This is a genomic window from Rhizobacter sp. P1_G5 (genome assembly GCF_056405435.1).
Genome location: NZ_JBFUCB010001140.1, coordinates 1 through 737, shown reverse-complemented (window position 1 = coordinate 737; position 737 = coordinate 1). Strand labels below are relative to the sequence as shown.

Annotated in this window: 1 pseudogene; it reads left to right on the top strand. The window is 60.2% G+C overall.

The window, feature by feature from the left end:
• Positions 1-308: pseudogene (locus tag AC1D12_RS34595) on the top strand (IS5/IS1182 family transposase); the annotation flags it as partial.
• Between the last annotated feature and the right edge of the window lie 429 nt (positions 309-737).

Sequence of the window (737 nt, the reverse complement as noted above, 5' to 3'; positions counted from 1 at the left end):
CGCAAAGGCGCAACGACAAGCACGAGCTCTACGCGCTGCACGCGCCCGCGGTCGAATGCCTCTCGAAGGGCAAGGCGCGCAAGCCCTGCGAGTTCAGCGTCAAGGTCAGCCCCGCCGTCACGCACAAGCAGGGGCTGATGGCGGGCGCGCGAAGCTTCCCCGGCAACCCGAACGACGGCCATGTGCTGTGCGAGCAACTGGAGCAGACCACGACGCTGCTGCAGGACATTGGGCGCTGTCCGAAGCAGGTCATCGTCGACCTGGGCTACCACGGCGTGGACGCCGACAACCCGGGCGTGCAGATCATGGCGTGCGCTGGTCGTGCCAGACGATCGGGTTGTGCACCGCCTCACCGGCACGGCCGATAGGTTGATGCGTTTGCAGGGCAGGGCATGAACTCGCCGGGGGTGCAAGGTTGCGCTTCGGACTGAAGACCGCGGCCTGTTTCGACGTGCATGTATGTCTACGGGCGCTGCATCACGTTCATTCCATGCAACCAACGCACATGTTGTGTTACTCAGGATGCACATTGCCTTCAACAGAGTTTTTCGATCGTTTTTAGGAGTACACCTTGCAGTTCAAATTCCCGAATCCGAGCTCGCCCAGATCGGCAGCACCGCTGAGCAACGCGTCGTCGCAAACTACGAAATGTGCTCCGAGCAAACAAGAATTGAAGACCCTGATATGCGAGCAGATGAGCGGATGCGATGATGCTTTGGGAATAACTCATGCGCTTC